The organism is Okibacterium fritillariae (assembly GCF_052783725.1).
On the sequence record NZ_CP199917.1, the window covers coordinates 2,762,829 to 2,788,728 of the forward strand.

The 25,900-nt window shown below is 68.6% G+C and carries 22 protein-coding genes and 1 pseudogene; 9 read left to right on the top strand and 14 right to left on the bottom strand.

All coding sequences use genetic code 11. The features are described from left to right. The first annotated feature begins 92 nt into the window (after window positions 1-92). The 4 genes and pseudogenes from ACUWEX_RS12665 to ACUWEX_RS12680 all read left to right on the top strand — a co-directional run bounded on the left by ACUWEX_RS12665 (window position 93) and on the right by ACUWEX_RS12680 (window position 4,951). Entirely contained in the window at window positions 93-1,040 is a 948-nt protein-coding gene (locus tag ACUWEX_RS12665; protein WP_445996466.1) for a DUF4097 family beta strand repeat-containing protein, read from the top strand. After that, window positions 1,037-1,438, top strand: a pseudogene (locus tag ACUWEX_RS12670) (PadR family transcriptional regulator); the annotation flags it as partial. The gene ACUWEX_RS12665 and the pseudogene ACUWEX_RS12670, both read left to right, overlap by 4 nt. 772 nt (window positions 1,439-2,210) lie before the next feature. Beyond that, on the top strand, window positions 2,211-4,250 hold the full coding sequence (locus ACUWEX_RS12675) for an APC family permease (RefSeq protein WP_445996467.1): 2,040 nt from the start codon (window positions 2,211-2,213) through the stop codon (window positions 4,248-4,250). A gap of 17 nt (window positions 4,251-4,267) precedes the next feature. Then, a complete protein-coding gene (locus ACUWEX_RS12680; protein ID WP_445996468.1) occupies window positions 4,268-4,951 on the top strand; it encodes a metal-dependent transcriptional regulator in 684 nt (227 codons plus the stop codon). Window positions 4,952-4,976: 25 nt separating this feature from the next. On the opposite strand, the gene ACUWEX_RS12685 is transcribed toward ACUWEX_RS12680, so the two are convergent. Both ACUWEX_RS12685 and ACUWEX_RS12690 read right to left on the bottom strand, forming a co-directional pair. Further along, a complete protein-coding gene (locus ACUWEX_RS12685) occupies window positions 4,977-5,210 on the bottom strand; it encodes a hypothetical protein (protein ID WP_445996469.1) in 234 nt (77 codons plus the stop codon). Next, on the bottom strand, window positions 5,207-6,376 hold the full coding sequence (locus ACUWEX_RS12690; RefSeq protein WP_079728555.1) for an inorganic phosphate transporter: 1,170 nt from the start codon (window positions 6,374-6,376) through the stop codon (window positions 5,207-5,209). The genes ACUWEX_RS12685 and ACUWEX_RS12690 overlap by 4 nt, the downstream gene beginning before the upstream one ends. A 167-nt stretch (window positions 6,377-6,543) precedes the next feature. Between ACUWEX_RS12690 and ACUWEX_RS12695 the strand changes: the two genes are divergently transcribed. Further along, window positions 6,544-6,759, top strand: a complete 216-nt coding sequence (locus ACUWEX_RS12695) for a hypothetical protein (protein WP_445996470.1) — start codon at window positions 6,544-6,546, stop codon at window positions 6,757-6,759. A 241-nt stretch (window positions 6,760-7,000) separates the two neighbouring features. Further along, window positions 7,001-7,195, top strand: coding sequence for a DUF3073 domain-containing protein (locus tag ACUWEX_RS12700; RefSeq protein ID WP_077054989.1), 195 nt, complete (start codon window positions 7,001-7,003; stop codon window positions 7,193-7,195). Between the two features lie 208 nt (window positions 7,196-7,403). Here the strand turns inward: ACUWEX_RS12700 and ACUWEX_RS12705 are convergent, their stop codons facing one another. The 11 genes from ACUWEX_RS12705 to ACUWEX_RS12755 all read right to left on the bottom strand — a co-directional run bounded on the left by ACUWEX_RS12705 (window position 7,404) and on the right by ACUWEX_RS12755 (window position 21,258). Beyond that, entirely contained in the window at window positions 7,404-8,492 is a 1,089-nt protein-coding gene (locus tag ACUWEX_RS12705) for a cell wall-binding repeat-containing protein (RefSeq protein ID WP_445996471.1), read from the bottom strand. A gap of 126 nt (window positions 8,493-8,618) precedes the next feature. Next, the gene (locus ACUWEX_RS12710; protein WP_445996472.1) at window positions 8,619-8,972 is read right to left on the bottom strand and encodes a TIGR02611 family protein; all 354 of its coding nucleotides are present in this window, start codon (window positions 8,970-8,972) and stop codon (window positions 8,619-8,621) included. A gap of 252 nt (window positions 8,973-9,224) precedes the next feature. Beyond that, a complete protein-coding gene (gene purF, locus ACUWEX_RS12715) occupies window positions 9,225-10,682 on the bottom strand; it encodes an amidophosphoribosyltransferase (protein ID WP_079728558.1) in 1,458 nt (485 codons plus the stop codon). Window positions 10,683-10,734: 52 nt separating this feature from the next. After that, window positions 10,735-11,877, bottom strand: a complete 1,143-nt coding sequence (gene purM / locus ACUWEX_RS12720) for a phosphoribosylformylglycinamidine cyclo-ligase (RefSeq protein ID WP_445996473.1) — start codon at window positions 11,875-11,877, stop codon at window positions 10,735-10,737. Between the two features lie 14 nt (window positions 11,878-11,891). Beyond that, the gene (locus ACUWEX_RS12725) at window positions 11,892-12,368 is read right to left on the bottom strand and encodes a hypothetical protein (RefSeq protein ID WP_445996474.1); all 477 of its coding nucleotides are present in this window, start codon (window positions 12,366-12,368) and stop codon (window positions 11,892-11,894) included. A 156-nt stretch (window positions 12,369-12,524) separates the two neighbouring features. Then, window positions 12,525-13,202 (bottom strand): hypothetical protein, encoded by a 678-nt coding sequence (locus tag ACUWEX_RS12730; protein WP_445996475.1) that lies wholly within the window; start codon window positions 13,200-13,202, stop codon window positions 12,525-12,527. Window positions 13,203-13,439: 237 nt separating this feature from the next. After that, window positions 13,440-14,060, bottom strand: a complete 621-nt coding sequence (locus tag ACUWEX_RS12735; RefSeq protein WP_079728560.1) for a hypothetical protein — start codon at window positions 14,058-14,060, stop codon at window positions 13,440-13,442. A 95-nt stretch (window positions 14,061-14,155) separates the two neighbouring features. Next, window positions 14,156-14,287: a hypothetical protein gene (locus tag ACUWEX_RS12740; protein WP_445996476.1), complete on the bottom strand. Its 132-nt coding sequence runs from the start codon at window positions 14,285-14,287 to the stop codon at window positions 14,156-14,158. Further along, on the bottom strand, window positions 14,284-16,932 hold the full coding sequence (locus ACUWEX_RS12745) for a lamin tail domain-containing protein (RefSeq protein ID WP_445996477.1): 2,649 nt from the start codon (window positions 16,930-16,932) through the stop codon (window positions 14,284-14,286). Before ACUWEX_RS12745 ends, ACUWEX_RS12740 begins: the two co-directional genes overlap by 4 nt. 107 nt (window positions 16,933-17,039) lie before the next feature. Next, window positions 17,040-17,369: a DUF7882 family protein gene (locus ACUWEX_RS12750; RefSeq protein ID WP_079728562.1), complete on the bottom strand. Its 330-nt coding sequence runs from the start codon at window positions 17,367-17,369 to the stop codon at window positions 17,040-17,042. A gap of 232 nt (window positions 17,370-17,601) precedes the next feature. Further along, the gene (locus ACUWEX_RS12755; protein WP_445996478.1) at window positions 17,602-21,258 is read right to left on the bottom strand and encodes an HtaA domain-containing protein; all 3,657 of its coding nucleotides are present in this window, start codon (window positions 21,256-21,258) and stop codon (window positions 17,602-17,604) included. A 219-nt stretch (window positions 21,259-21,477) separates the two neighbouring features. Here ACUWEX_RS12755 and ACUWEX_RS12760 point away from each other — a divergent pair, with 219 nt between their 5' ends. From ACUWEX_RS12760 to ACUWEX_RS12770, 3 genes are read left to right on the top strand one after another with little or no spacing between them, the layout of a single operon-like run. Beyond that, complete coding sequence (locus tag ACUWEX_RS12760) at window positions 21,478-22,731, top strand: heme/hemin ABC transporter substrate-binding protein (RefSeq protein ID WP_445996479.1); 1,254 nt, start codon at window positions 21,478-21,480, stop codon at window positions 22,729-22,731. Continuing rightward, window positions 22,728-23,849, top strand: a complete 1,122-nt coding sequence (locus tag ACUWEX_RS12765; RefSeq protein WP_445996480.1) for a FecCD family ABC transporter permease — start codon at window positions 22,728-22,730, stop codon at window positions 23,847-23,849. The genes ACUWEX_RS12760 and ACUWEX_RS12765 overlap by 4 nt, the downstream gene beginning before the upstream one ends. After that, window positions 23,840-24,616, top strand: coding sequence for a heme ABC transporter ATP-binding protein (locus ACUWEX_RS12770; protein WP_445996481.1), 777 nt, complete (start codon window positions 23,840-23,842; stop codon window positions 24,614-24,616). The genes ACUWEX_RS12765 and ACUWEX_RS12770 overlap by 10 nt, the downstream gene beginning before the upstream one ends. Here ACUWEX_RS12770 and ACUWEX_RS12775 read toward each other — a convergent pair. Then, window positions 24,597-25,874 carry a PucR family transcriptional regulator gene (locus ACUWEX_RS12775; RefSeq protein WP_445996482.1) on the bottom strand — a complete coding sequence of 426 codons (1,278 nt, stop codon included), beginning with the start codon at window positions 25,872-25,874 and terminating at the stop codon, window positions 24,597-24,599. The genes ACUWEX_RS12770 and ACUWEX_RS12775 overlap by 20 nt on opposite strands. Between the last annotated feature and the right edge of the window lie 26 nt (window positions 25,875-25,900).

The following is a 25,900-nucleotide window of genomic DNA, read 5'->3' on the forward strand; positions in this document are numbered from 1 at the left end:
TGCCCTCCTGTGGAACGCGTTATATCGTGAGTTCACACACGCGATATAGCTCGACCGAGCCTCGACCGAGAATCGCCCAAGAAAGGCCCGTCATGACCCTCGAAAAATGGATCGTCCGCCCCGGCGAACAACGCGTCATCGATCTCGGCATCGTGCGCTCGCTCAAGGTCGCCCTCGCCGGCGGCCAGATCAACCTCGTCGGACACGACGAAGAGACCGCCCGCATCGAGGTGCACGAGGTGCACGGCAAAGACCTGAAGATCGAGATCAACGGCGACCGCCTCGACATCGACCACCCCCAGGTGGCCTGGAACAACTTCCTCGAGGTGTTCCGCAACTTCGGCCCCAACTCGGCCAAGGCCACCATCAGCCTGCTCGTGCCCCGCGCCGTGGCCCTCACCTTCGGCACCGTCACGGCCGGCGCCCTCGTCACAGGGCTGACGAGCGATGCCAAGCTCAGCACCGTGTCGGGAGAACTGCAGCTCGACGGCATCACGGGCAACATCGACGTGCACAGCGTGAGCGGTGAGGTCAGCATCCAGAACCACACCGGGCGCGTCGACGTACAGACCGTCTCGGGCGACATCACGGCCACGGGCCGCATCGAGCGGTTCTCGGCCGACGGCATCACGGCCGACACGTTCCTCGACATCCGCGGCCCCGTCGACAAGATCTCGTCGAACACCGTCTCGGGGGCCCTGACCGCGCGCATCGACCCGGGCCTCGGCGCGCGCTACGTGGCCAACACCGTCACGGGCGCGCTGCGTCTCGACGGCAACGTCATCACGAGCACGCGCGGCCGCGGCTACAACACGACCACCATCGGCTCGGACGACAGCTTCTACGTCGACATCGCGGCCAACTCGGTCTCGGGCGACATCTCGGTGCTGCGACGCGATCGGGATGACGCGGGCCACACCCCCTCGGCCACGTCCGCGTCGGCGCAAGCCACGTCATCATCGTCCGCGCACGGTGGCTCCGGGTCAGACCACCCGGCCGAGCCCTTCGCCCCCTCCGCACCCGCGAGCCCCGCCGAATGACCCCCGTCTTCGCGCACGGCAGCCTGCGCCTCTACCTCCTGCACCTGCTGCAGGAGTCACCCAAACACGGCTACGAGCTCATCCAGGCGCTCACCGATCGCTTCGGCGGCACCTACTCCCCCAGCGCCGGCACCATCTATCCCCGGCTCGCCAAGCTCGAGGAGGAGGGGCTCGTCACCAAGACCACCGACGGCCGCAAGTCGATCTACACGATCACGGATGCGGGACGCGCCGAGTTGGCCGCCAAGGCCGATCAGTTGTCGTCCATCGAGAACGAGGTCACCGATTCGGTGCGCCGCCTGGCCGACGAGGTGCGATCGGATGTGAGCGTCGCCATGCGGAGCCTGCGCGCCGACCTCGCCTCGGCGGCCCGCGAGCCCGAACCGCACGGTCAGAAGAAGTCGTGGTCGGACTGGGGGTTCGGCAACCCGTGGGGCGACGCTTCGGCGCGCACCGAGCACGGCCGCGGCAGCGCGGCCTCCGGCACCACGCCCGATGCGAATCGCACTGGCAACGGCTCCCCCGGCGGCACGACCGCATCCGACAATGACAACCGAACGACTGATTCCACGACGACGGGTTCCGCCTCCGGCTCCGGCGCCTCGGCGAGCAACGCATCGCCCGGGGCAGGATTCGCGGACAACGAACCTCACGCTGACGCAACCGGTGCCGGCTCAGACTCCGAGCGGAACGCGTCGGCGAGCGCCGCGGGCAACTCCTCGACCAACTCGTCGGGCAACGGATCGGGCAACACGTTCGGCAATGCATCGAGCGATTCCGCGAACGGGCTCGACCCGCGGGTCGCCGCGCGGTTGGCGCTCGGCGAGGCCGAGCTATCGCTCAACGACGCCCGACAGCAGATCCGGGCCGAGCTGCGGCGCCGCGCCGCGGACGGCTCGCTGTCGAGCGACGACGTGCGCGAATTGCGCTCACGTCTGGCCGATCTGGTGATCTGGTTGCGCAAACGCTGACCTTCGGCATCCGCTGTCTGACAGCGCGCTGAGCCCCGACCGAACGCTGGTCGGGGCTCAGCTGCATGTCGGCAGCGAACTGCCGCGCGCCCGCCGACCCCCGGTCGAGGGGGCCTCACGATACCGCCGCCGAACACCGCGTAAACACCGACCTCCGACGGCTAGGCGGCGGCCCCACACAGGAGTAGGATCGCCGCTCGTGACACTAGACGGGCGCGAGCCGCAACAAGAGGGTCGGTCGGCGAAACGCTGGCTGATCGGTGAACCCCTCCCCACCGAAAAACTCGAGGGGCAGCTGCTGCCGAAGCGGCTCGCTCTGCCGATCTTCGCGAGCGACGCGCTCTCGTCCGTGGCCTATGCCCCGCAAGAGTTGCTCATGATCCTGCTGCTCGGCGGCCTGGCGTTCCTGAGCTTCGCCCCCTGGGTGGCCGTGGCCGTCATCGTGCTGCTGCTCGTCGTCGTCGCGAGCTACCGGCAGCTCATCAAGGCCTACCCCTCCGGCGGTGGCGACTATGAGGTCGCCCACAAAAACCTGGGCGAGAAGGCCGGCCTGATCGTCGCATCCGCCCTGCTCGTCGATTACGTGCTCACCGTGGCGGTGTCGGTGGCCTCGGGTGTCGACAACATCATCTCGGCCATCCCGATGCTGAACCCCTATCGCATCGAGATCGCCGTGGGCTTCGTGCTCGTCATCATGGCCGTGAACCTGCGGGGCGTGCGCGAGTCGAGCAAAACCTTCGCGATTCCCACCTACCTCTTCATCGCCAGCGTCTTCGTCATGATCGTCGCCGGCCTCGTGCGCACCCTGTTCGGCGACGCCCCCGTGGCCGAGAGCGCCTCCTACACCGTGCAGGGCGAGAACCTGACCCAGGCGGCCTTCATCCTGCTGCTCTTGCGCGCCTTCTCGAGCGGATGTTCGGCGCTCACGGGTGTCGAGGCCGTCTCCAACGGCGTCCCCGCGTTCCGCCGCCCCCAGATCAAGAACGCGCAGACCACGCTCGTGCTCATGGGCGGAACCGCCATCGTTCTGTTCGCCGGCCTCACCGCCCTGGCGCTCATCTCGGGTGTGCACTACGCCGAGAACGCGTGCCACCTGCAGGGCTTCGCGAACTGCGAGACCGCCCCGCAGCCGAGCCTCATGGCACAGGTCGCGACGGCCGTATTCGGGGCCAACAGCATCCCCTTCTTCTTCATCCAGGCCGTCACGGCGTGCGTGCTTCTGCTGGCCGCCAACACGGCGTTCAACGGCTTCCCGCTGCTCGGCGCCGTGCTGGCCCGCGACTCCTACGCTCCCCGCTCGCTCAACACGCGCGGCGACCGCCTCGTGTTCTCGAACGGCATGATCATCCTCGGCCTGGCGGCGTGCGTCATCCTCGTCGTCTATCAGGCAAACCTCACGCAGCTCATCCAGCTCTACATCATCGGCGTGTTCGTGTCGTTCACGCTGGGGCAGATCGGCATGGTCAAGCACTGGCTGCGCGCGCTCAGGCAGCACGACGCCAAGCCCCGCGAGATCTGGCCGTCGCTCGCCATCAACGCATTCGGCGCGCTGCTCACCGCATCCGTGCTCATCGTCGTGACCATCACCAAGTTCACGCACGGCGCCTGGCTGGTCTTCGTGCTCATGCCCATCCTCTACACGCTCATGCTCGGCGTGAACCGCTACTACCGGGATGTCGAGAAGGAGATCGAGGTCGACCCCACGACCACCTTCGGCGCCTCGGGCGACCACGCCATGGTGCTCGTCAACCGGATGCAGAAGCCCACGCTCAAGGCGCTCGACTACGCCATCGCGGCCAACCACGCGAGCCTCGAGGCCGTGCACATCGCGGTCGACGAGGAGTCGACGAAGAAGCTCGAGAAGCAGTGGTCGGAGATGAACATCCACGTGCCGCTGACGGTGCTCGAATCGCCGTACCGCGAGTTCGCCATCCCCGTGCTGAAGTACATCAAGGCGCACCGCGAAGAGCACGGCTCCGAGGTCGTCACCGTCTACATGCCGATGTATATCGTGGGGCACTGGTGGGAGAGCCTGCTGCACAACCGCCGCGCCAAACGCATCCGCCAGCAGCTGCTGCTCATGCACGGTGTGTCGGTGACGATCGTGCCGTGGCTGCTCGACTCGTCCGAGCTGATCTACGGGCGCCGGTCGCGGCCGCTGCCCGGACAGGAACGACGCGGCGAGCCCGTGCGGCCCGAGAAGGCCGTGCCGCGCGGACCCGTGAAGAGCAAGAAGTAGCTCCCTATGATGGGGACGTGGCAGTCTCCGACCTCTCCAACACCGCGCAGGACTACCTGAAGCTCATCTGGTCGAGCCAGGAATGGCCCGGGCAGCATGCCACCGTGAAGTCGCTCGCCGCTCAGCTGGGCGTGGCCGTGTCGACCGTGTCGGATTCGCTCAAGCGGCTCGACGAGCAGGGGCTGATCACACATGCGCCCTACCGCTCGATCGAGCTCACCGAGCGCGGCCGCCGCTACGCCATCTCGATGGTGCGCCGGCATCGGCTGATCGAGACGTTCCTGGTGCGCGAGCTCGGCTACGGCTGGGACGAGGTGCACGACGAGGCCGAGGTGCTCGAACACGCCGTGAGCGACAACATGATCGAGCGCATCGACGAGAAGCTCGGGCATCCGACCCGCGACCCGCACGGCGACCCGATCCCGTCGGCCGACGGCGACCCGCACCTGCCCGACGCCGTGCGGCTGAGCGACCTGCCCGACGGCACCGCGGGCGTGGTGGTGCGCATCTCAGACGACGACCCCGACATCCTGCGCTACCTCGACGAGCTGGGCCTGGGCCTCGACCACCCCGTCACGGTCGTGCGCAACCGCGACTTCGCGGGCACCGTCTCGGTGCGCGTCGGCGAACCCGCCTCAACCGTCGAGCGCGAACTCGGTATGCCGGCGGCCCGAGCCATCTGGGTCACCGCCGACCGCTGAGCCGGCGGCGACCCTCGCCGGTTCCTCAGTGGAACTGAGGGATGATCATGTAGAGACCGTAGAGGACCGCAGCCACTCCGACCGCGAAGCAGGCGTAGGCGCCGACGGTGGCGGCGGGCGGCCGGTGCCCGACATCGCTTCCGGCCGCGAGCAGGCGCAGGGCCGTGGCGAACGACGAGACGATGACGGCCGTGGCGACGAGCGCCACCACGAAGACGAGGGCGAACGCGCCCCAGTCGATGCCCAGGAAGTTCGTCATGCGGAGGCCCCTGCTTTCTCGGTGGGCGCGGCGGGATCGGCGTCACCGGCGGCGGATGAGTCTTCGTTCACGTTTTCGTGCGTGACCGGGTGGCGGCGCGACAGCACGTAGAACGTGAGGCCGCCGGCAACGGCGAGCACCGCGACGATGATGAGACCAGCCGTGCTCTGTGAGGCTGCCCAGGCCGCGAGCCCGCCGACGATGGCAGCCGCCGGCAGGGTGAAGGCCCAGGCGATGGCGATCTTGCCGACCACGTTCCAGTGCACCGACGCGAGCTTCTTGCCGAGCCCCGCGCCCACGATCGAGCCCGACGTGACCTGTGTGGTCGAGAGCGCGAAGCCCAGGTGGGACGACACGAGGATGGTGGCCGCCGAACTGGTCTCGGCCGCGAACCCCTGCGGCGACGTGATGTCCGTGATGCGTTTGCCCACGGTGCGAATGATGCGCCATCCGCCCAGGTAGGTGCCGAGTGCGATCGCCAGACCACACGCCCCGATGACCCAGAACTGAGGGCCCGTGCCGCTCTGCTGGTAGCCCGCGGCGATGAACGTGAGCGTGATGACACCCATGGTCTTCTGCGCGTCGTTCGTGCCGTGGGCGAGCGAGACGAGTGACGCCGAGATGGTCTGCCCGTGCCGGAACCCGGCCTCCGACCCGCGGATGCTCGCGTTCTTCGTGATCTTGTAGGCGAGGTAGGTGGCGAGCAGGGCGATGGCCCCGGCCACGAGCGGCGAGATGAGCGCCGGCAGCAGCACCTTCGAGACGACCGCGCCGAAGTTGACGGCGTCGAAACCGGCCCCGACGATCGCGGCGCCGATGAGGCCACCGAAGAGCGCGTGCGTCGAGCTGGAGGGGAGGCCGAGGTACCACGTGGCGACGTTCCAGAGCACGGCTCCAACGAGCCCCGCAAAGATCATGACGGGCGTGATCGCCACGCCGCCATCCCCCTCGTTGATGATGCCACCCGAGATCGTTTTGGCGACCTCGGTGCTGAGGAACGCGCCCACCAGGTTGAGCACCGCCGAGATCGTGACGGCCACTCGCGGTTTGAGCGCCCCCGTCGCGACCGAGGTGGCCATGGCGTTGGCGGTGTCGTGAAAGCCATTCGTGAAGTCGAACACCAGGGCGATGGCGACGACCAACATGACGGTGACGAGGACATCCATCGAGACGCTCCTTCCCCTGCGGCGACGGACCGCGGGCGGCGGCTCGCTGCCGCACCCAGACAGTCAAGTCCTGCGTCTCTCCCGCGTCATCCCAACGGCAGGTGAACATCGGATGTCGCGCCACCCCACTGGTCGACATCGGCGATTTCGGGGTCCATGCTGGTGCCGTGGATGTCGCACGCACCCCGCTGCACCGACGCATCTTGGCCTGGACCGTGGCCGCGATCGCGTGCTTCGCGCTGGCGGTGACATTCTTCGCCCTCGGGGCGGGCCTCTGGATGTCCGGGCAAGACGTCGGTTTCATCGGCATCCTCTTCGCGCTCTTCTGGTTCACGCTCGCGATGGGACTGGACGTCGTGTCCCGGCGACAGAGGTTGCGATAGGGGCCACACCGATCAGACGAACGGATGCCGCGGCGTGCGACCCCGAGCTGCGGTATCCTGACACACGGAGTCGGCGCCGAGACTGCGCCTCCACTCCTGCATACCGGCTGGGACTCGTCTCCGCCGGGCGTTAGCGTTCACGCCACATGATAAGCTGGCGTTTAGTCTTTATCGTTCCCTGGTTGGTGAAACCTCCGGGCGGCACCATCCGTTCGGCAACTGATTCGTGAGGGGGTCTCGCATGGGGCGCGGCCGTCAAAAGGCAAAGCACACGAAGATCGCACGTGAGCTCAAGTCCTTCAGTCCTGATGTCAACTATGACGCTCTCGAGAGAGAGCTCACAGGGCACCCATCCGACGAATACAACGACGAACTGTCGAAGTGGTCGGAGTACGTCGGCGACGACGTCAACCGCGACGAACCCAAGCGCGCGTAGAGCCCCGCTCCGCCGCCCGTTCGCTGCGCACTCCGCACACGCAACAACCTCGAAACGGCCGCTCCACCTCCACGGTGAGCGGCCGTTTCACATGCGCCGGGTGACGCACGCTTATTGCGTTACTCGATGGCACTCGATGAAAGCGCGGATGATAGAAATGACCGCCCGCCCCCGCGGGGACAGACGGTCAACTCAAGCATTCCCTCGCTTATGCGCACACCGTGAGCGCCTCGACGTCGCGGCTCAGGGCATTCTCCCCGCCCAGCAACACCACTCGCCGGACACCGTGTGAAACAAGAGCATCGTTCACGACGGCCGGAATACAGTTCTGACGCACCGTGAAAAGCGGCGAAGCTGTCTTACCTGCGAGGGCCGTGCCGGCCAGGGCGTCGGGGAAGTTCGTTCCGACGGCCAAGTACGCGATATCCGTCTGTTCGAAAACCGCGTCCGCGATCGCGGCGGACGTCTGGAAACGGTCGTCGCCGGAGATCCTGTAGACCTCACCATTCACCTTCTCGTCGACGGAATCCAGGAAGGCGTCCGGAACGGCATTCTGCCCACCCACAGCCAGCACAGATTCGACTCCCAACCCGTTCAGGGTCGCCGTCAGTGGGTAATCCGCGGGCTGCCGAGGGTCAACCAGGATGACGGGCGCATCGAGTGCCGCGCCCGCAGCGCCGGCGGACAAAGCATCCGGGAAATTGAACCCCGTTGCGAGGAAAGCCTCGGTGGCAAGCGTGTCACGCCAAATGTAGGAAGCTACTTCCTGCGATGTCCTGAAGCGGTCAGTACCGGAATAACGCTCAACGGTGGCGACCCCAGCCTCTCGGCCGATTCGCGAGCCGACCGAACGGCTCACCGCGTTCTCTCCACCGATGATGATGACCTTGTTCGGGCGCAGACGCTTGATCTCCGTCATCACGACGTCAGGCACCGAATCGGGCGCGACCAGCAGAAGCGGAGCGTTCTGGTGAGCGGCAGCCGGCCCTGCCGACAGCGCGTCGGCGTAGGAGACACCGTTGACGATGAACAGCGAATCGACGCCGGGAGCCCAAGCGCCCGATGCAGCGACGGCGCTAGCGAACCGGTCGGCGCCCGCGATGCGCGAGACCTCGGGTTTCACCTGGTCCGCGACCGCAGTGGCGACAGCGGCGAACGAACCGGAGGCCGCATTCTGGGGCAGCGCCGATGCTGCCGACGCGTAGGCGGGTGCGCCGACGAATGCGGAACTCGCCACAACAACAAGGCCGACCGCGGCGACCGTTGCGCGCGATAAACCTGAACGAAAAATAGACATGTGGCCGCAGCCCTCCCCCTCAGCACGAGTGTGCTGAATCAGAATAGGGGAACGCGCGACGGGCCCAGCTCGCTCACGCCCCTCCAGTTGGGGGGGTCATTCGGGGCGGTCGAGATACGAGGTCAGCTATGCCGCGGCGCCGGCGCGCTTGCGGGCGCGGCGGGCGTTGTACCAGGCCCAGAACCGGGCGAGCTGGCGTTTGACGAACGCGGCGACTTTCTTGGCCCACGCGAACTCGGTGCCGAGGATGGCGAACCCGAGGAAGACGACGAGCCAGCCGGGGCCGGGCAGCGGAACCATGATGAGGCCGACGACGACGACCGTGCCGCCGATGAGGGCCACGGCCACACGATAGGCGGCACGCGCCCACGGCCACTTGTCGAGGTGGGCTCGCAACGTGCGCAAGAACTGGCGCAGCGGCTGGCGGGGGCTCTCGCCGATCGCGATATCCCTGCTCATCTGCTGCTGCCGCTCGTCCATAGCCCCAAACTAACGGATGCCCGAGCCACAGTCACGGGCAACCCCGAGCCTCCCAGGCCATCCGCCGGTGTCGCTCAGCTACCGCACCGGTTCACGCCACAACAAGCCGGACGCGGCATCCCGACGGCACAACGCCGCGGCCCGCCGGAGCGGCGCGCGATGGACGTCCGGCACAGCGGCACAGCGGCACAGCGGCACAGCCAGAGGCGAGACCAGCGACCCGATCCGCGCCACGCCACGCCCCGCCGCAACCTAAGACAGCTGCGTGCGCTCGACCCAGTCGAGGTATTCGGGGGTCACAGTGCCCGTGACATATTCGCCGGTGAAGCAGCTCATCTCGAGCTCGGTGACCGACGAACCCTCGAGGATGGCGCTCTTCATATCGGCGACCTCCTGGTAGATGAGATTGTCGGCGCCAAGTTCGCGCGCGATCTCGGGGATCTTCTTGCCGTGCGCGATGAGCTCGCCGCGCGACGGCATGTTGATGCCGTAGACGTGCGGGTAGCGCACGGGGGGCGCGGCCGACGTGAACGTGACCTTGTTGGCCCCGGCCGCGCGGGCCATGTCGACGATCTCCTTCGACGTGGTGCCGCGCACGATCGAGTCGTCGACGATGAGGATGTTCTTGCCCTTGAACTCGCTTCCCATGGCGTTGAGCTTCTGGCGCACGCTCTTCTTGCGCTGCGCCTGCCCGGGCATGATGAACGTGCGGCCCACGTAGCGGTTCTTGTAGAAACCCTCGCGGTATTCGACGCCGAGCTTCTGCGCCACCTGCATGGCGGCGGGGCGGGACGAATCGGGGATGGGCATGACCACGTCGATATCGCCCATGGGCGTGTACTCGGCGATGGTGTCGGCGAGACGGTTGCCGAGACGCAGACGCGCCTCGTAGACCGAGATGCCGTTCATGATGGAGTCGGGGCGGGCCAGGTAGACGTACTCGAACGAGCACGGCACGAGGCGCGGGTTCTTGGCGCACTGACGCGAGTAGAGCTCACCGCTGATGGTGATGAAGACGGCCTCGCCGGGCGCCACCTCGCGCACCGTCTCGTAGCCGGCCGACTCGAGCACGAGCGACTCGGACGCGACGATGTATTCATAACCGACCATGCCGACGGCACGACGGCCGAGCACGAGCGGGCGAATGCCGTAGGGGTCGCGGAATGCGAGCAGGCCCTGCCCGGCGATCATCGAGATGACGGCGTAGGAACCCTCGACACGCTCGTGCACCTGCTCGACGGCGGCGAAGATCTGGTCGGGGTCGAGCTCGAGGCCCGAGACCTGGCTCTGCAGTTCGGTGGCGAGCACGTTGAGCAGCATCTCGGTGTCGCTCGTGGAGTTCACGTGGCGACGGTCGACGTGGAACAGGTCATCCGCCAGCTCGCGCGTGTTCGTCAGGTTGCCGTTGTGCACGAGCACGATGCCGTAGGGGGCGTTCACGTAGAACGGCTGCGCCTCTTGTTCGTTGCCCGCGTCACCCTTGGTGGCGTAGCGCACGTGGCCGAGGCCCATGGTGCCGAGGAGCGAGCGCATGTCGCGCGTGCGGAACGCCTCGCGCACCTGCCCCTTCGCTTTGACCATGTGCACGGTGCGACCGTCGACGGTGGCGATGCCCGTCGAGTCCTGGCCGCGGTGCTGCAGAAGGAGAAGGCTGTCGTAGACCTGCTGGTTGACCGGCTCGGTTGAGACGATGCCGACGATTCCGCACATGCTTAGTGAGCTCCGGGGTGCTGAGAGGTGAGGGAGAAACAGGAAGAAATCATCAGGAGGCGTATGAGCCGACGAGACGCACGGCGCCTCCGTCGACACCCTTGGCGCCCTGCTCGAAGCCGGCGAGGTCGCGCTCGCCCATATGGATGGTGCCGACAGGCCACGTGGGGATGCCGGTGTTGGTGAGGTGCGTGGCGATGGCTGCGGCATCCGCTGCACTGACGACCGCGAAGAAGCCGATGCTGAGGTTCCAGGTGCCCTCGGCGCTTTCGAGCGTTGTGCCCGCGAGGTCGCTCAGAATGCGGAACACGGGGGCCGGCGACCAGGTGCTGCGGTCGACCTCGACCCACGAGCCGACGGGCAGCACGCGCGCAAGGTTGGCCGCGATGCCGCCGCCCGTGACGTGCGAGAGCGAGTGGATGCTGCGCCCCAGCGTCTCGTCGGCCAGCAGGTCGACGAGCGGCGACGTGTAGAGCCGCGTGGGCTCGAGCAGGGCCTCGCCCACCATGCCGCCGAAGTCGTCGGAGTGGTCGGTGAAGCCGATGCCGCGCTGGGCGAGGATGTGGCGCACGAGCGAGAAACCGTTGGAGTGGAGGCCCGAGGATTCGAGCGCGAGCACGACGTCGCCGTCGGCCACGAGGTGGGCGCCGCGCACGTCGTCGGCCTCGACCACACCCGTTGCGGCGCCGGCGACGTCGTAGTCGTCGGGGCCCAGCAGGCCGGGGTGCTCGGCGGTCTCGCCGCCGACGAGGGCCGTGCGGGTGTCGGAGCAGGCGCGCGCGATGCCGGCGACGATGTCGGCGATGCGGGCCGGCACCACCTTGCCGCAGGCGATGTAGTCGGTCATGAAGAGGGGTTTGGCGCCCACGACCACGATGTCGTCGACGACCATGCCGACGAGGTCTTGGCCGATGGTGTCGTGCTTGTCGATGGCCTGCGCGATGGCGACCTTCGTGCCGACGCCGTCGGTCGAGGTGGCGAGCAGCGGCTTGGACATGCCGACGAGGGCGGATGCATCGAAGAGCCCGGCGAAACCGCCGACCCCGCCCTGCACCTCGGGCCCGTGCGTCTTCTGCACGGCGGCCTTCATCAGCTCGACGGCGAGGTCACCCGCCGCGGTGTCGACCCCGGCCTCCCGATAGCTGGCCGACCCCGTGGGGTCTGCCGCGGTTGCGGGGGCGGTGCTGTTCGACACGGAAGAGTTCATGCTCAGGCGTTGCCCTCGGGTTCGTGGGGAGGAATGCGTGCACCCAGTTTATCTGCTCGGGCGCGCATCTCACGACGGCCGACGGTTCGTTCGAGCAGGATGGCGACGAGGCTCAGCAGCGCGATGCCGATGACGCCGCACACCAGCAGCAGGAATCCGAAGACCTGGATGCGCGAGTAGTCGGGGTTCTCGGGGAAGACGAGCGTGAGCACGAAGGCGACGATGGCGCCGAGAAGCGCCCCGAGCAGGATGAAGTTCAGGTAGCGCGGCGACCGGCGGATGACGATCTCTTCGTCGGCGTCTTCGAGGGTCTCGACGAAATCGGGCTCGGGTTGCGGCGCGGGTGCTGCGGCGGCCGGCGCGGCGGGCTGCGGCTGCGCCGGGGCCTCGGCGTGGCCGTCGGGCAGCGGCGCCCCGGGATCGTGCGATGCGGGCTGCGCGTCGCCCTGCGGGTCCCGGTCTCCGGGGGGAATGCTCATAGGTCTATTGTCGCGCACTTTGGGAAGGCGCACGCCGAGGGATGTCGGGCACACGCCGAAGGACCCGACATCCGTGGATGCCGGGCCCTTCTCGTCGTTTCTCAGCGGGTGAGAATCGGCGACCCCAAACTGGTGCGTGTTACGGGTGGAGCTGGATTACTTGGTGGCGACGGTGATCTTCGCGACACCGACGAGCATTCCGCCGGCGACCTTGTCGGTGCCGAAGGTCTCGTTCAGAAGCGCCGCAGCGTCGTCAGAGATGTGGACCGTGGTGCCCTCGAGGATCGCGTTGTCGCCGTCCATCTGGAGCGGCTTCAGGGTGCCACCGTGGAGGTCGAACAGGACGGCGTCTTCAACAGCGACGGTGCCATCGACGGACACGTCACCCATGAGCTTGGAGGTGCCCGGGTCGATCACGAAGTTGCTGAGCTCGACGACCTTCGCGCCAGCGGTCAACGACAGGCCGGAACCCTCGTGGTCGATGGTGCCCTGCACGTAGGGACGGTAGTCCTCCTGCGGGTCGTAGTAGTCCACGTTGCCGCCCGTGATCGGGAACGAGAACGTGCCATCGGTGAACGTGGCCGTGCCAACGGTGCCAGGAGTCAGACCCAGCGAGGTCAGAGCGTCAACGAACGACGCGTCAACGGCAACCTGCGTGTCGACACCCTTGGAGAGGTCGGGGATCGACGCAACCGGAGTGGGCGTCGCGTCAGCCGACGACGAGGAAGAGCTGGAGGGCGAGGAGCTGGACTCGGTGGAGGTTCCACCGGTCGAGCACGCGGCCAGAGAAAGGGCGAGAGCGCCAGCAGCAGCAACTCCGAGTGTGGTTTTCATGTACTTACGCATGGTGTCAATCCTTCGTTCGTAGGTGGGGCGGATGTCCCGGTGGATCGTGCTTGGTGATGTCAGGGGTTCGGGACCGTCCCAAAAAAGGATTGGTGTCGTGACCTTTCCGTTATATTGCGCCCCGCTAACTCCCAGGAACGGGCTACCAGGGCATACGAAAAGGCCGCGAATCCGGGGATTCGCGGCCTTTCGCCGTGCGGGCTGTGTTGTCTTGCTGGGCCGAGGTTAGCTCCAGGTCCAGGAGGCGAGGATCGACTCCGAGATCTCGACGGCCTCGGTGTCGGCGACATCCGTGCCGAAGGAGAAGGTGACGATGTAGGTCTGGTCGTCGTTCGTGCCGTAGTACTGGTGGATGCGGTAGGTGGCGCCGCTCGCGGTCATGCCGGCGCTGATGTGGGCGGACTCTTTTCCGCCGAACGTGACGCGGGGCTCGACCGTGACGTCGGTGGCGCCGGCGGCCTCGAGCTCCTTGGCGGCCATGCTCTCGACCTGCTCGGGCGTGAGCGCGCCAGCGGGGCTGAGGATGACGTTGACGTTGTTGGCGAAGTCGGTGGTGGTGGTGACATCCGCCGCTGCCGTGTCGGTGCCGGGGGCAATCGACTTGTCCTGCAGCTCCCAGCCTTCGGGAACGTTGTAGGTGTAGCCGTCGCCGGTGATGAGGGCACCGGCTGCGGGGGCGACGTCGAGTTCGTTCGCCGCGGACGAGGGCGTCGACGAGGGGCTTTCACTCGAGGAGGACTCGGCGGCGGGCGTGGAGTCGTCGTTCGAGGGGGTCGAGCATCCCACGACGCCGAAAGCGAGCGTGAGTGCAAGGGCGGACACGGTGAGGGCGGGAGTTCGGCGCATAGCTCCGAGCGTAGTGGCACGGCACACACCACTCAGGATGCATTGTGCCGGCCGCAGAGCGCGTGATAGGGCGCCAGGGGCGCCGAAAACCCGCATTACCAGTCGTACTCGGCCTGGACCTCGCGCTCGTCGGCGTACTCGGTGAGCACCGTCAGGCCCGAGGTGAGGGTAAGCGCGACGAGCGTGGCCAGGGTGGCCGTGATCGAGCCGAACCTCTTGAGCGTCATGAGGCGTCGTCATTTCGATCGGGGGCGGATGTCGGTGCCGTGTCGGCTGCCGCGGTCGAGCGTGAGCGACGCACGCGGGCAATGACGAAGACCGCGACGCCCACAAGCAGGAGGACCGCCGCGACGCTGATGGCGATGATCGGGGTGGCGCCCGTGGAGGCAAGTGCAGAGTCGGCTGATGGACGGACCGGAGTCGCGCCCGGGGTGCCCGCGGGGTCGGAGGCGCCCGGCGTGGCCGAGGGGGCCGGCGTCGGGGTCGGTGACGGAACGGGAGCCGGAGCAACCGCGTCGGCGAGGCAGGCGATCGTGCCCTGGCGGAGCGAGTGACCGTCGGTGCCGTTGTCATCCGACCAGATCGCCGGCTTCAGGCCGTCGGTGCACTGCGCGTTCGGTGCGATCGCGAAACCCTCGTTGTTGACGTTGGGCATGCCGGTCGGGCGTTCGAGCACAGCCGTGATGGTGAAGCGGCCGGGAGCGGCAGCAGCAGCGGCGACAGCAGACGTAGGCGCTGCAGCAGCAGCGGCGCCAACCGGCTTCGGTGCGACGCTCAGGAGCGCCGAGCGGCCCTCGCACGTGTCGTCGCAGACGGCCCAGAGCAGGTCGGTCGCGGGGTCGTATTCGAGTTCCATGATCGACGGGAAGCCGCTCGAGATCGTGGCGACACGGTTCACGGCGCCCGAGTTCTGATCGAGAGCGTAGGCGTAGATGCTGCCGTTCGCTTCGAGACCGACGAAGAACAGTCCGTCGCCGTGGTTGGGGTAGCTGGCCGGGCGATACGCGGCGCCCGTGCGCTCGTCGACGAAACCCTGTGCGACGAGGTCGGCGTCCGGAATCCAGGTGATTCCCTCGAGGCCGGCGTTGGCGCCGATGGTGGGCACGTCGGTGGCGAGGTCGGCGGCGAGGTTCCATTCGCGCGTGGCCGAGAGTGCGGCATCCGTCGTGGTCACGTCGTAGCGGATGATCGAGGGGCGGCTGATCTTGGAACCGGCGTTGTTGCGCTCGGTCGAGACGAAGATGCCGCCCGACGGGCCCGCGTCGGTGAACGCGACGCCCTCGGCATCCACATCGCCCGTGCCGTCGGCGTAGTGCAGGAGCTTGCCGTTGGACCAGCCGTCGTCGGTCGAGGGGGCCCAGCCGGTGGCGGAGGCGTCGAGGCGGTACAGGGTTCCGGGGCCGTTCTTGACAGCCCAGAGGGTGTCGGCGTCGGAGGGGTCGGCGGTCTGCTCGAAGGCGAGGCCGCTGAGGTTGGTGCCGAACAGGTTGGCGGGGTCTACCGTGTCGACGGTCTGCTCGCCGGCCCACGGGAGGGTGACGATGTCGCCGCCGCCCGTGCCGCCGTCGTCTCCCCCGCCGGTGCCGTCGCACACGTTCGGGGCGCCCTTAGTAGAAGACGTCGTGGCGGCGAAGGGGCCCGTCGCGTCGGGGCAGCGGCCGAGCGTGAGGGCCGCGTGGCTGGTCCAGGAGTGCTGGTCGACGAGCGTGACGCCGTCGGGCGCGAAGAGGCGCACGGCGTCGGCCGAGCCGAGACCATAGCCGAGCGTCGACTCCTCGACGATGAAGAAGGCCCCGGGGGCGATGGTCGAGCCGGCGGGCAAGACCGTGACGTGGTCGTCGGCGCTGTCCTTGACGATCCAGCCGCTCAGGTCGATGGCAGCGGCCGTGGGGTTGAGGAGTTCGACCCAGTCGCCGGGCGTTCCGCCGTTCGACTCGATCTCGTTGATGCGTACGCCGGCGCCAGCCACGGGGGCGCACGCGTTGGCGGCGCCGCGCGTGGGGGCCGTAGTCAGGGCGAAGGCTCCCGTGCCGTCGGCGCAGCGGCCGTAGGTGGTGGCGGCGTGGGCGGTCCAGGAGTAGCTGTCGATCAGCGTCGAACCGTCGGCGGCGAAGAGGCGGGCCGAATCGGCGCCACCCAGTCCGAAGGTCACCTCGGGGTCGCCCACGGCGAGGAAGCCGCGCGCGGGGATGGTGCTGCCGGCGGGGAGGACGTAGGAGTGCGTGTCGTCGTCGTCGCGCAGGACGAGGCCCGAGGCATCCACGGCGGTCGTGCCGATGTTGGTGAATTCGACCCAGTCGCCCGGGGTGCCGCCCGAGGATTCGACCTCGTTGATGCGCACGACGTCGGCGGGATCGACGACGCAGGCGTTCGGGGCGCCCTTGGTCGGCGCGGCCGTGAGGGTGAAGGCACCGGCGCCGTCGACGCAGCGGCCGTAGGTGGTGGCGGCGTGGGCGGTCCAGGAATAGCTGTCGACGAGCGTGGTGCCGTCGGGCGCGAAGAGGCGGGCGGAGTCGGCCTTGCCGAGGCCGTAGCTCATGGCCGGCTGGTCGAAGACGAAGAATGCTCCGGGGGCCAGGATGGTTCCGGCGGGCAGCGCGTCGGTGCGGGTGTCGGTGTCGTCCTTGACGATCCAGCCCGAGATGTCGACGGGCGCCGTGCCGATGTTGGTGAGCTCGACCCAGTCGGTGGGCGAGGCATCCGATTCGACCTCATTGATACGGATGGAGGCGGCGGCATCGGCTGCGATCGGGGCGGCGGCTGCGTCGGCAGCAGTGGCCGGGGCGGCGAGCGCGGCCGGGGCGAGCAGGGCGGCGGCGACCGGCAGGGCGAGCGTGAGCGCACCCCACGAGGACCGAGAAAGTGAGCGCACGGGCAAGCCTTTCGGGCGAAGAACGAGGGATTCTTCGATCGTGGCCGTGCTGGGCGAACCGCAGGTGAACGGCAGGCGAATCGCGGGCGTCGCGTCGACGCCTGACGTTATGTGGCGGCGGGCTCAGAGACGAGGCGGAGGCCGCCCGTGCGGTTGGCGACCTCGAGCAGCGCTTCGACCCACGCCTTGTTGAGGGGGCCGGACGGGTGGCGGTCGTAGCTGAAGTAGAGGGAGGCCGCGCTCGAGAGCCACACGGTGCCGAATCGGCCTTCCTCCCCGTCGAGCGCGACGTCTTCACCGACCAGGGGTTCGTCGCCCCAGCTGAAGGTGAAGCGTTCGTCGCGGCGCAGCTTGGTGAAGATGGCGACCTGCAGGTGGCGGAGGCCGCGGTCATCGATTTCGATAGCGGGGGCAATCCCGTAGATGAGTTTTCCCATGGTGCTAGTCCCTTGTTGGAGCGCGTCAGGCATTTCTGACTTGGGGGGACAGTATCAGGCGGGGGCCGCGGCGTTGAATCGTGCTCATCTTCGTCATCGGGCGATCAGCGTCGGACGCCAGGTGTCTGGCGAACGGGTGAGAGGCAGGGAGAACAGAATCGCCCCCGGCGCGTGGGCACCGGGGGCGATCTGGTGAGGGCCGCGTTTGGGGAACGGCCCTCACGGCGTGAGCTTAGGCCAGGGGGCCCGGCGTCACGTCGTTCGAGGCGGGGCCGGAGCCGGAGCCTGTTGCCGCAGCGCCAGAGGCGGAGCGACGACGGGCGACGACCAGCCACACGAGCGCCAGGGCCGCGAGCAGCACGAACGCGGCGACGATGGCCCAGACGATCCACGAGGTGTCGCCCGTGGACGCGGCCGGCGCGGCGAGCTCGGCCCGGGTGTCGGTCGTTGTCACCTCGGCCTCCTCCTCGGCAGCCGGGGCCGCGGCGACGCCGCAATCGGCGGGCAGCGGAACCGTGAAGGCGACCGGGTCGAGTTCCTCGCCGGCGGCGTAGGTGCCGAACGCGGCGGCCCCTTCGTCGGTGAGGACCGCGGCGATGTCGGCACCCGTGACGCTGCCGGCATCCTGGTTAACCGTGCCTGACGCGAGGTCGAGTTTCGCGAACCGGATGGCCGTGTCAGCGATGGCCTGACCGTCCTGCGTCGTGCCCGAGACGTCGAGCAGGATGTAGGCCGTGGTGTCGTCGACGAACTCGATCTGAGGGTTCGTCAGGGTCGTGTTCAGGGCGCCGTCGTGGCCCGTGAAGCGGATGCTGCCGCCGAACGACACCACACCCGAGGACTCTTCGGGATTGTAGGAGCCCTTCCCGCCCGTGAAGCCGAAGGTCGGGTAGGTGTAGGTGGCGCCGTCGGCGAGCTCCCACCCACCGCGGGCAATGCCCTCGATGTAATTGCGGAACGACTCCTTGAAGCCCCAATCGAGCGTGGCGTTCTCGACCACGCACGACCCCGCCGCGAGCGTCGTGACCTCGGGCAGCTGGAACACGACACCCTTGCTGATTGACCCCTGGAACGTGAGCGTGTGCTCACCGGGTTCGAGCGTGGCGGGAAGCTTGCCCGTCCAGGTGACGACACCGGACGCGTCGGCGCTGAGCCCCGAGGCGAGCACGGTGGGCGTCGAGTAGACGACTACGCGGATGTTCTTCTCATTCGACTTGAAGCCGTCGGCCGAGACCGTGACCTCGTCGCCCGCGATGAGCTTTGCTCGCGTCTCATCGGTCAGGACGATACCCGTGCTCGCGGGTGCGGTGGCCGGCAGGCGAGGCGTCGTCGAGGCCGAGGCGGCGGCACCGGATGCCTGGGCCACCGTTCCCGCAGTGCCGGCCGGAGCAGCCCCCGCCACACCGATCGTGAAGGTGAGCGGATCACCCGTCGCATAGCGGCCCTGGAAGACCTCGGAACCCGCGGCCGTGAAGGTGACGGGCGCGTTGCGGTAGGTGACCGAGTTTCCCGTCGTGGAGCGCGCGGCGGACTGCAGGTCGAGCGTGGCGAGCGTGGTGGGCGTGCCGTTGACGGTCGCCGACAGTGTGCCCGCGGTGGCCGAGGTGACCTGGATCTGCGGGTTGGCGAGCGTGACGTCTAGCGCCCCGCCGTGGCCCGTGAAGCGGACGGCACCCGAATAGCCGGCGGAACCGGTATTCGAGCCGAGGTCGAACGAACCGTTCGACTGGCCGAACTGGAAGGCGCCGCCGGAGCTCGTGGCTCCGCCCGACACCTGGATGGAACCCTTGGCAATCGGGCCCGTGATGTAGGCGCGGAAGCTCGAGACGACACCCCAGCTGAGCGAGCCGGCCCGCGTCGGGTCACTGACGGGCGCCGTGGGCGTTGTAGGCGTGGTCGGCGGTGTCGGCGAGGTGGGCGGCTCGGGCGTGATGATCGATGACACCGAGATCGTCACACGATTCGAGGTGCTGGGGTCGAGACCCGTCGACGGGTTCGGCAGGAACCGCGCCGTGATCGAGTGCACTCCGGCGGAGAGCGTCGAGGTCGAGAAGGACCCGGAGCCCGCGCGGACGGGCACGTCGCTCGCCAGGACGGTGAAGCCATCCAGCAGGGTGACGGTGCCGTCGACGGCGGGACTCACCGTGAGGTCGAAGCGCACCGAGTCGCCCACCGAGATGCTCGTGGCCGAGGCGGCGAGTGTCGTGCTGGTGGACTTCGCAGGCTGCGGCACGAGCGTGAGCTGCTGGAACGTGTCGAGCGAGCGGTTCGTGACCGACAGACCGTGAGCGGCGCTCGTGGCGACCTGGTAGTCGACGCCGTAGGCCAGGGCCCCGGCGGGAATCTTGATCGCGAGCGTGAAGGCGCCGTCGACGATCTGGCGCGGCATGACCCAGTTGGTCGACAGCCAACCCTCGGCGATGAGCGGGCCGTTGCCCGACCAGATCGCGCGGTCACCGAGCAACACGTAGGCGCCGTTCGCGGCCGCCTCGCCCGTGAAACCGGTTCCCTTCACCGTGAAGGTGTTCTCGACGGCGGGGTCGATATCGGATGCGGGCGTCACCGTGATCTTCGGCTGCGCAACGGGCACGGGCTGGCGGATGGCCAGGCCCGCGAAGGAGTCGAGCGTGCGATTGGTGATGGACAAACCGTGAGCCGCGCTCGTGGCGACGTGGTAATCCTTCGACGGGTCGAACGTGCCCGCGGGGATCTTGAGGGTGACGGTGAATTTTCCGTCGACGATCTGGCGCGGCATCACCCAGGAGAGCGCGGCCCAGCCGGTCGACGGCAGAGGGCCTTCGCCCGCCCACTTCGCCTTCTCTCCGAGCACGACGTAGGCGCCGTTGACGGCGGCGTCGCCGACGAACCCGGTGCCCGTCACGGTGAAGGTGTTCTCGACGGCGGGGTCGATATCGGATGCGGGCGTGACCGTGATCTTCGGGTCGGCAACGGGTGCCGGCTGACGAATGCTCAGGTCGGCGAACGCGTCGAGCGTGCGGTTCGTGACCGACAGGCCGTGTGCGGCCGACGTGCCCACGTGATAGGCCTTCGAGGCGTCGAACGTGCCGGCCGGGATGGTGAGTGTCGTGGTGAATTTTCCATCGACGATCTGGCGGGGCATGACCCAACCGAGACCGGCCCATCCCTCGGCGGGGAGGGGGCCCTCGCCCGACCACTTGGCCTTCTCTCCGAGCACGACGTAGGCGCCGCTCGCAGCACCGGGGCCGACGAAGCCCGTGCCCGTGATGGTGAACGTGTTCGCCACGGCCGGGTCGATGTCGGCGGCCGGTGTGACCGTGATCTTCGGATCGGCGACGGGCGCGGGCTGGCGGATGCCGATGGCCGCGAAGGCGTCGAGCGAGCGGTTGGTGACCGACAGGCCGTGCGCGGCCGACGTACCCACGTGATAGGCCTTCGAGGCGTCGAACGTGCCGGCGGGGATCGTGAGCGTCGTGGTGAACTTTCCGTCGACGATCTGGCGCGGCATCACCCAGGAGAGTGCCGCCCAGCCCTCGGCGGGGAGCGGGCCTTCGCCCGCCCACTTGGCTTTCTCGCCGAGGACGACGTAGGCGCCGTTGACGGCGGCGTCGCCCACGTAGCCCGTGCCCGTGACGGTGAAGGTGTTCGAGACGGCGGGGTCGACATCCGTCGCGGGCGTCACGGTCAGAACGGGCGCGGCGACAACGGCGGCGGCCTGAGTCGCGGCAGCCGACTGCTCGGGCGCAACAGTCGCGGTCGCGGAATCGGGGGCGAGCGCCTCGGCCGTCGCGGCGGTCGCGCCGGCGAACGAACCGCCGATGATGAGCAGGCCCGCGGTGAGGCTGGCGAGGGCGGCGCGCAGGGGGCGCCGCGTGCGCGGCCCGGGCTGTGCGGAGGGGTGTGTTGTCACGGGGTGTGTGCTCCTGGTGGCATACCTGTTGACGGTCCGAGAAGGGGTCGGACCGCTGGTGGCGGTGCGCGCATGGCGCGGGGTCGGGTGCTGTGTGAGCCGCGGAATCCCGCCGATGTGGCGGGTTAGGTGAGGCTATGCTAAGAAAGTATCGGGGCCGTCGAGCCCCTGTCAAGCTCAGGTTAGCCTTACCTCATTAACTTCCACAGAATCGGCCTCGTGCGCATCCTTCATCGCCCTCGTCACCGCTCCGAGACATCGACCGACCGCGCGGCGTCATCCGGCCTCTCGGCCTCGGCTCGTCGACCGTTCGCGCTCGGCATCGCAACGGTAGCCGCGGCCGCCGCGATCACCCTCGCGCTCACCGGATGCCAGACGGCCGGCGATCCGACATCTGGGCCTGCCTCGGGCGGCACCACGTCCGCGTCCGTGCCCGCGTGCCCGGGTAGCGCCACACCGCTCAGCGAACTCGCGCTCACCGACGACCCGGCGGCCGTCGAGGGCGGCACCACCGCATGCCTCGAGAACCGGGGCGTGCAGCCCGTGGCCGAGGCTCCGACATCCGATCTGCCCGTCACCGTGACCGACAGCGAGGGCAACACCGTCACGGTCGAAGACGCGAGCCGCATTCTGGCCATCGACATCTCGGGCACGCTGGCCGCCACCGTGTGGGGGCTCGGGCTGGGCGACAACCTGGTGGGCCGCGACACCTCGACCACGTTCCCCGGCACGGCAGACCTGCCCGTCGTCACGTCGAGCGGCCACTCGCTGAACGGCGAGGCGATTCTCGACCTCGCGCCGACCGTGGTGCTCACCGACACCACCATCGGCCCGAAAGAGGTGCGGCAGCAGCTGCGCGACGCCGGCATCCCCGTCGTGGTCATCACGCCCGACCGCCGCATCGACAACGTCGACCAGATCATCGGCGAGGTCGCCACCGCCCTGGGTGTGAGCTCGGTTGGTGAGCAACTCTCGACGCGGGTCGACGGCGAACTGGCCGCGGTGACGGCGCAGGTGAACGAGGTGGCGGCTCGAGCATCCGATCGACCGCGCGTCATGTTCCTCTATGTTCGCGGCAGCGCCGGCGTCTATTACATTTTCGGCGAGGGCTCGGGCGCCGACACCCTGATCGAGACCATCGGCGGCGTGGATGTCGCGGGCGAGATCGGCTGGCAGGGTATGAAGCCCATGACGGCCGAGGCTATCGTGCAGGCCGCTCCCGACGTGCTGCTCATGATGACCGACGGGCTCGAATCGGTGGACGGCATCGACGGGTTGATCGAACGCATCCCCGCCATCGCCTCGACGCCCGCCGGGCAGCACAAACGCGTCATCGACATGGCCGACGGCGATGTGCTGAGCTTCGGGCCGCGCACGCCGCAGATCGTGGATGCTTTGGCACGGGCATTGTGGGCGCCCGAGAGCGTGGGTGCCGCGGGCTCCACGACACGCAGCAGCCCGAGCGCCGAATGACCGCCGATACATCCGCCGCCCGACCAGCCGAGATGCCCGCCGACACGGTCGCCGCTCCGCCGGGCCGCGCCGGCCGTCACCCGTTCCGCACCCGCAAGGCCGTCCTCTTCACCGCCCTGGCTGTCGCGCTCGTCGTGGTCGCGCTGATCTCGGCAGGCACCGGCCAGCTGCCCGTGCCGCCGCACGAGGTCGTGCAGGTGATGTTCGCGCGGCTCGGGCTCGACCTGGGCATTCCGCTCACGCATCCGAACGCCGAGCAGGCCCTCGTGACCATCCGTTTTCCGCGCGTGCTCATGGGCCTGCTGATCGGCGCCGCCCTGGCCGCCGCGGGCATGCTCATGCAGGCCGTCTTCGGCAACCCGCTCGCGGATGCCGGAGTCGTCGGCGTCTCGTCGGGCGCCGCCCTGGGTGCCGCAACAGCCATCACGCTGGGCTGGACGTTCGCGGGCCAGTGGACCGTTCCCCTGCTGGCCTTCGCCACGGGACTCGCAACCGTGCTCATCGTCTATGCCACGAGCCGCTCCAACGGTAAGACCGAGGTCGTGACGCTCATCTTGACGGGTATCGCCGTGAACGCGTTCGCGGGCGCCGGGCTCGCGCTCATGACATTCATCGGCGACACGTCCACACGCGAGCAGATCATCTTCTGGCAGCTCGGCAGCCTGAACGGTTCGCAGTGGTCGCAGGTGGGCATCGTCGCGCCGCTCGTGGCCGTGGGACTCGTGGTCGCGTTCCTCAGCGCGCGCACGCTCGACCTGTTCTCGCTCGGCGAGCGCAACGCGCGCCACCTCGGGGTCAACGTCGAAGGCGTGCGCATCCTCATCATCGTGGTCGTCGCGCTGCTCGTGTGCGCGGCCGTGGCGTTCGCCGGCATCATCGCGTTCGTGGGGCTCGTCATTCCCCACCTCATGCGCATGATCATCGGGCCCGCGCACCTGCCGCTGCTCATCGCATCCGTGCTGGGCGGCGCCCTGCTGCTCGCGACGGCCGACCTGTTCGCGCGCACGGCCGTGCCCCTCGCCGATCTGCCCATCGGCATGATCACGTCGCTCGTGGGCGGGCCGTTCTTCTTCTGGTTGCTGTTGCGCACGCGCCGCAAGGCGGGGGGATGGGCGTGAACGCCGCCCTGCGCGCCCGGTCGGTGTCGGTGTGGATCGGCCGCGCAGGCATTCTGACGGATGTCGATCTCACGGTCGAGGCGGGCCGCGTGCACGCGCTCATCGGGCCGAACGGTGCCGGAAAGTCGACGTTGCTCGCGGCGTTGGCCGGTGACATCCGGCCAGCCGCCGGCAACGTTTCGGTGCACGGCACCAACCTGAACGCCTGGAAACCGAAGCAGCTCGCCCGCGAACGAGCCGTGCTGCTGCAGGAGAACCGCGTCTCGTTCCCCTTCACGGTGGACGAGGTCGTGCGCATGGGCCGCTCCCCCTGGCGCGGAACCGCAGCCGAGGCGGAGGACGAGCAGGCCGTCGCCGACGCCATCGCCGCGACCGAGCTGCATCCCCTGCTCGAACGCCCCGTTCCCTCCCTCTCGGGCGGCGAACGTGCCCGCGCCGCCCTGGCCCGTGTGCTCGCCCAACGCGCCGGAATCCTGCTGCTCGACGAACCGACCGCCGCCCTCGACCTCAAACACCAGGAGGACGTGCTGCGGCTCGCGCGCGAACGAGCTCGCGCCGGGGATGCCGTCGTCATCGTTCTGCACGACCTCAACGTGGCCGCGGCCTTCGCCGACACGATCACCCTGCTCGAGAACGGGCGGGTGGTCGCGACGGGGACGCCCGCCGAGGTGCTCACGGCCGAACGCATCCGGGCGGTCTATCGCCAGGACGTCGACCTCGTGCCGCACCCCGCGACGGGTCAGCCGATCATCGTGCCCCAGCGCTGACCGCGCCGCGAGAAGCGTTGGGCTCGCGAGCGGCAGCGCTAGCGCTCACGCCCACCACGGAACCGGAACTGGAACTGGAACCGGCACCGGCACCGGCGGCGGTCACGGCCAGCGCGATGCGCACGATCGACGCATCGCCCGGATGCAGCGGGTCGACGCCCGTGACCTCCTTGAACCGCCCCAGACGGTTGAGCACCGTGTTGCGATGACAGTACAGCGCCTGCGCCGCCCGGCTCACGGTGCCCTCGCGCAGCACAGCCGCCACGGTCTCGCGCAACAGGGCGGCTTCGCGCGGCGGGCAGCTGTCGAGGGGCCCGAGCACCGAGCGTTCGAGCACGCGCCCGAATTCGCCGAGCGACGCGGCCGCCACGGCATCCCAGTTCTCGCGCACCGAATAGGCGCCCTCATGATTCTCGGGAACCGCGGCCGCGAGTCGCCGGGCCGTGCGCCACATGCGGCTGACGCCGGCCAGGCCGTCGGCACGCGGCGAGATGCCGACGGGAAGCTTGAGCAACCAGGGCGGCGCAGCATCCTGACCAGGTTCGCACTCGAGCAGAATGAGCGAGCTGCCCTCGATATCGTGCAGCTGCTCGTCGAGCCCGTGCGCGGCCGCCGCTCGCCGCAACTCGGCATGGCGATCCGCGGCCGAGACGGCCACGAGAAAACGACTGCGCGGGTCGACCCGCAGGGCTTCGGCCACCTGACCCACGAGCCGCGGGTCGTGCTCCTCGGCGGCGAAGAGGCGGCGCAACAGGAAGGCGCGCTCGTGTTCGGCCTCGCGTTCCATCACGGCCAGCTCGGCCAGATATCCCGCGTGGATGTCGGTCGTGTGCACCTCGACGGCGTCCCAGATCGGCACCACCTGCTCGGCGAATTGCACGAGCGACTCGGGCGGCACATGCCGGCGCAGCGCCCGCCAGATCAGCCGGAAGTCCATGCGCACGGCCCGCAGCAACGAATCGATCGGGATGCCCTGGCGCGCCCTCTTGCGGCCGGTCTCGGTCGATACGATGCGCAGGTCCTGGGTCACGGGCAGGTCGCCGATGAGCCGCAGCAACAGCTCGAGGGAGGCCGTGGCGGTGTCGACGATCTCCTCGTCGGTGATGGCCGAGGCGGGGTAGCCGCTCAGCTGGCGCACCTCGGCGAGATACTCGGCCGCGAGGGCATCCAACTCGCCCAGGCAGGCCAGGATGGCATGTTCCACGGGGGTGCCGCTGACGGCCGGCCAGAGCTGTTCGGTGTCGCTCGAATTGTGCATCTGCACAAACCTTCCGCCTCATGGGT

Excerpts from the sequence above, each read along its gene's own strand:
- ACUWEX_RS12730 (WP_445996475.1), bottom strand. The coding sequence starts at position 13,202 with ATGAAAACCACACTCGGAGTTGCTGCTGCTGGCGCTCTCGCCCTTTCT.
- ACUWEX_RS12725 (WP_445996474.1), bottom strand. The coding sequence starts at position 12,368 with ATGAGCATTCCCCCCGGAGACCGGGACCCGCAGGGCGACGCGCAGCCC.
- ACUWEX_RS12775 (WP_445996482.1), bottom strand. The coding sequence starts at position 25,874 with ATGCACAATTCGAGCGACACCGAACAGCTCTGGCCGGCCGTCAGCGGC.
- purF (WP_079728558.1), bottom strand. The coding sequence starts at position 10,682 with ATGTGCGGAATCGTCGGCATCGTCTCAACCGAGCCGGTCAACCAGCAG.
- ACUWEX_RS12710 (WP_445996472.1), bottom strand. The coding sequence starts at position 8,972 with ATGGACGAGCGGCAGCAGCAGATGAGCAGGGATATCGCGATCGGCGAG.
- ACUWEX_RS12735 (WP_079728560.1), bottom strand. The coding sequence starts at position 14,060 with ATGCGCCGAACTCCCGCCCTCACCGTGTCCGCCCTTGCACTCACGCTC.
- ACUWEX_RS12750 (WP_079728562.1), bottom strand. The coding sequence starts at position 17,369 with ATGGGAAAACTCATCTACGGGATTGCCCCCGCTATCGAAATCGATGAC.
- ACUWEX_RS12770 (WP_445996481.1), top strand. The coding sequence starts at position 23,840 with ATGGGCGTGAACGCCGCCCTGCGCGCCCGGTCGGTGTCGGTGTGGATC.
- ACUWEX_RS12690 (WP_079728555.1), bottom strand. The coding sequence starts at position 6,376 with ATGGATGTCCTCGTCACCGTCATGTTGGTCGTCGCCATCGCCCTGGTG.
- ACUWEX_RS12765 (WP_445996480.1), top strand. The coding sequence starts at position 22,728 with ATGACCGCCGATACATCCGCCGCCCGACCAGCCGAGATGCCCGCCGAC.
- ACUWEX_RS12685 (WP_445996469.1), bottom strand. The coding sequence starts at position 5,210 with ATGACGAACTTCCTGGGCATCGACTGGGGCGCGTTCGCCCTCGTCTTC.
- ACUWEX_RS12665 (WP_445996466.1), top strand. The coding sequence starts at position 93 with ATGACCCTCGAAAAATGGATCGTCCGCCCCGGCGAACAACGCGTCATC.
- ACUWEX_RS12700 (WP_077054989.1), top strand. The coding sequence starts at position 7,001 with ATGGGGCGCGGCCGTCAAAAGGCAAAGCACACGAAGATCGCACGTGAG.
- ACUWEX_RS12740 (WP_445996476.1), bottom strand. The coding sequence starts at position 14,287 with ATGACGCTCAAGAGGTTCGGCTCGATCACGGCCACCCTGGCCACGCTC.
- ACUWEX_RS12705 (WP_445996471.1), bottom strand. The coding sequence starts at position 8,492 with ATGTCTATTTTTCGTTCAGGTTTATCGCGCGCAACGGTCGCCGCGGTC.